This window comes from uncultured Blautia sp. (assembly GCF_902497045.1).
Taxonomy (GTDB): domain Bacteria; phylum Bacillota; class Clostridia; order Lachnospirales; family Lachnospiraceae; genus Blautia_A.
Map to the genome: position 1 here is coordinate 1 of NZ_CABVDF010000281.1, position 3,050 is coordinate 3,050.

Genomic DNA, 3,050 nt, shown 5'->3' on the forward strand with positions numbered 1-3,050 from the left:
AGTATTCATTACTACATGAAATCAACATCTATGTTTAGACTAAATTCAGGAGGCGATTCTAATGAAACTGAAACTAAAAGACCCATGGAGCGCGATCACACATGGTATTGCCGTACTTCTGGCCTGTGCCGGGGCTGCTCCCCTTCTTATAAAAGCTGCCCGTGCAGAAGATACTCTTCATATTACTGCGCTTGCCGTATTTATCCTGACAATGATCCTTTTATATACAGCCAGCACCATTTATCATTCTGTAGATTCTACGGAAAAAGTCAACCGGAGACTGCGAAAAATCGATCACATGATGATCTTTATCATGATCGCAGGAAGCTATACTCCAGTATGCCTCATCGCCCTTCACAACAGAGTCGGTTATATTCTCTGCGGACTTGTATGGACGATCGCCATAGCCGGAATCCTGCTGAAAGGTTTTTGGATCAACTGCCCAAAATGGCTTTCCTCGGTACTGTATATTGGAATGGGATGGCTCTGTGTACTTGCCTTTGTCCCCATCTTCCATTCTCTTCCCAGAGCCGGATTTAACTGGCTTCTGGCAGGCGGCATTATCTACACCATCGGCGGAATCATTTACGGACTGAAGCTCCCTATCTTTAACTCAAAGCACAAAAGCTTCGGTTCCCATGAAATTTTTCATGTGTTCATTATGCTTGGAAGCGCCTGCCACTTTATTGTCATGTATTTCTTTATCTCGACTATGCCTTTATAAAAAATTTCCCCCTTGCCCTTCCTATATTGATGCCTGAAGGGTAAGGGGATTTTTGTTTTTAAAATTCCATTAATCTGTCCTTCTGTTTCCGGGTCAGCTTTTTAATCTGACATTCTCTTTTCATAGCCTCCTCTTTCGTAGCAAATCCTTCATAGTATGCTAGCGTAACCGGGCGCTTTGCCTTCGTATATTTCGCACCGCTCCTGCTCTCATTATGTGCTTTCAGACGCTTTTCAAGACAGTTTGTCCACCCGGTATAAAGACTTCCGTCTGCACATCGGACCATATAAGTATAATTCATCTTCTGCTCCTTTTATGTAAAGGACAACTGCCCTTCATCAAAGCAGCCATCCCTGTATTGCATTTCCTTACATCTATGATCAAGCAGCCGGTATATTATTGTGCATCACTTATTCCCAAAACCATTTCTCACAAAAATATTACGGGAATACAGAAAAAGCAGGTAGGAGAACTGCCGACTGCGGATTTTTATTCCCACCTGCTTTTATTATACGTTGTTTTTTATTTTTTGTGAATCACTGTTCTTTGTTTATTCCGGAAGATACGCAATGGGATCCACAGGCTCCCCATCTTTTTTCATAGCAAAATAAAGATTGCTGCCTTCTTCACTGTAATATTTTGTAGGAGATGCAATATAGCCGATCACAGCGCCTTTTTCTATTGTCTGACCCTCTTCCACTGCCAGATCCTTCAGCTGTCCGTAAACAGCCTGATAACCGCTTCCAAGCTCCATGGTAACTGTAGTTCCGGTCTGTACGTTTTCCTCAATGGAATAAACTGTTCCCGGCACAGATGCCAGAACCGGAGCGCCTTCCACCGCCTGGACTGCAATAGCAGGACTTAATTTATACTGGTCAAGTGTAGGAAAATATACCGTCTGGTCCATATTGTAATCCAGCAGGATATTTCCATTTACCGGCCATTCCATCTGTGTCTCCTCAGAAAAGCTCAGAGAAGGAGCTGCAGCAGCGCCTGCTGCCGTTTCCGTATCCTGCTGCACTTCCTGCATATTTTCTTCTGTCCCCTGGATCTGCTCATCCGGTAACTCTTCCGTATCTGTATTTTGTTCCTCTTCATTGTCTGTTCCGGTATTTTTTCTCTCTTCCAGGATATTTCCTCCTGCATTTTCCATATCCGCTTCTACCTGACTGGTGTCTGCATCCACTGAAAATTCTTCCTCTGCATCTTCTGATCTGTCTTCCTCCATACTGACCAGCTCTTTTTCTTCCTGGATATTTTTTTCCGGCTTTGATGTACCAAACTGATAAACCCCGATTCCTGCGGCAGCAATCACTGCCAGAAGAGCTACATTTACGGTATACTTTGCAATTCTGTTTTTTGTCATATTCCTTTCACCTCTGCTTATAATCATTTCTGTATTTATAGAGTGTCCAGAATATGTAAGTCTATACACAGAATCCCTGCTTTCTGTCAATATTTTGCCGGAAGATATCAGCTATCCTTCATAAACAGCCAGTTCCATGCCTGGAAAATATGTTTCCAGAATTTCCTTCCAGTCGCTTCCTTTTTTTGCCATTTCATTTCCCCCATTCTGAGAAAATCCCAGTCCATGTCCTCTTCCTTTACATAAAAAGCGGATCTGTTCTCCTATTTTCTGAACAGAAAAATTAGTCGAAGCAAGTGACATTCCTCTTGCAAACGACTCTCCTTCAAGAAGATTTCCGTCTGCAGACAGGCTCTTTATATAGCCGGATGACTCTCTTTCTCTAATATTCAGACTGGAAGGCATCTGCTGCAAAGGAATATATGTACTGTTCAGATAAAAGGGAGATTCCTTATCCACACTGCTGTCTACTGACTTTAAATAAGCATACTGATCATTATGAAAGGCCTCCTTCCCGTCTCTTGTCACTCCCCCGCTGATCTCATGGTAAGGAACCAGATTCAATTTTCCATTTGCAGTCAGCACCTGCCCTTCTGTTTCTTCTGCTGCCATTTCATATACAGAATCCGGTATTTTCCACAGATTTTTTTCATTTCCTGTTTCCTGAAGAGCCTGTAAAAAATTAGTCTCTTCTATTTTCCGAAGAAAATTTGTTCTTGCGATCACAGCCTGTGCCTTTATTGCTTCTTTCTGATACTCTTCCGGAATCTGTCGGGATACCAGTACCGGAATAAACATTTCCGGATCAGGGCTGTGATTGAGAATAGCTGCTTCAATTCCGTTAATTGCTATAGTCAGCAAATACGGAACAAAAAACAGGGACAGCAAAACCGAATACCGAAAAGTCTCCTTCTTTTTCATAATATTTTGTCCTTATGTATTTTTCTTAATATATGTCAT

4 protein-coding genes are annotated in these 3,050 nt (G+C 42.2%); 1 reads left to right on the forward strand and 3 read right to left on the reverse strand.

Annotated features, from left to right (window positions below):
* Positions 1 to 61: 61 nt before the first annotated feature.
* The gene (locus RDS42_RS13735; RefSeq protein ID WP_308784153.1) at positions 62 to 724 is read left to right on the forward strand and encodes a hemolysin III family protein; all 663 of its coding nucleotides are present in this window, start codon (positions 62 to 64) and stop codon (positions 722 to 724) included.
* 58 nt (positions 725 to 782) lie between these two features.
* On the opposite strand, the gene RDS42_RS13740 is transcribed toward RDS42_RS13735, so the two are convergent.
* The 3 genes from RDS42_RS13740 to RDS42_RS13750 all read right to left on the reverse strand — a co-directional run bounded on the left by RDS42_RS13740 (position 783) and on the right by RDS42_RS13750 (position 3,011).
* A complete protein-coding gene (locus RDS42_RS13740; RefSeq protein ID WP_308784154.1) occupies positions 783 to 1,025 on the reverse strand; it encodes a GIY-YIG nuclease family protein in 243 nt (80 codons plus the stop codon).
* Positions 1,026 to 1,274: 249 nt separating this feature from the next.
* Positions 1,275 to 2,090 (reverse strand): peptidoglycan DD-metalloendopeptidase family protein, encoded by an 816-nt coding sequence (locus RDS42_RS13745; RefSeq protein WP_308784155.1) that lies wholly within the window; start codon positions 2,088 to 2,090, stop codon positions 1,275 to 1,277.
* A 111-nt stretch (positions 2,091 to 2,201) separates the two neighbouring features.
* Positions 2,202 to 3,011, reverse strand: coding sequence for a SpoIID/LytB domain-containing protein (locus RDS42_RS13750; RefSeq protein WP_308784156.1), 810 nt, complete (start codon positions 3,009 to 3,011; stop codon positions 2,202 to 2,204).
* Positions 3,012 to 3,050: the final 39 nt, after the last annotated feature.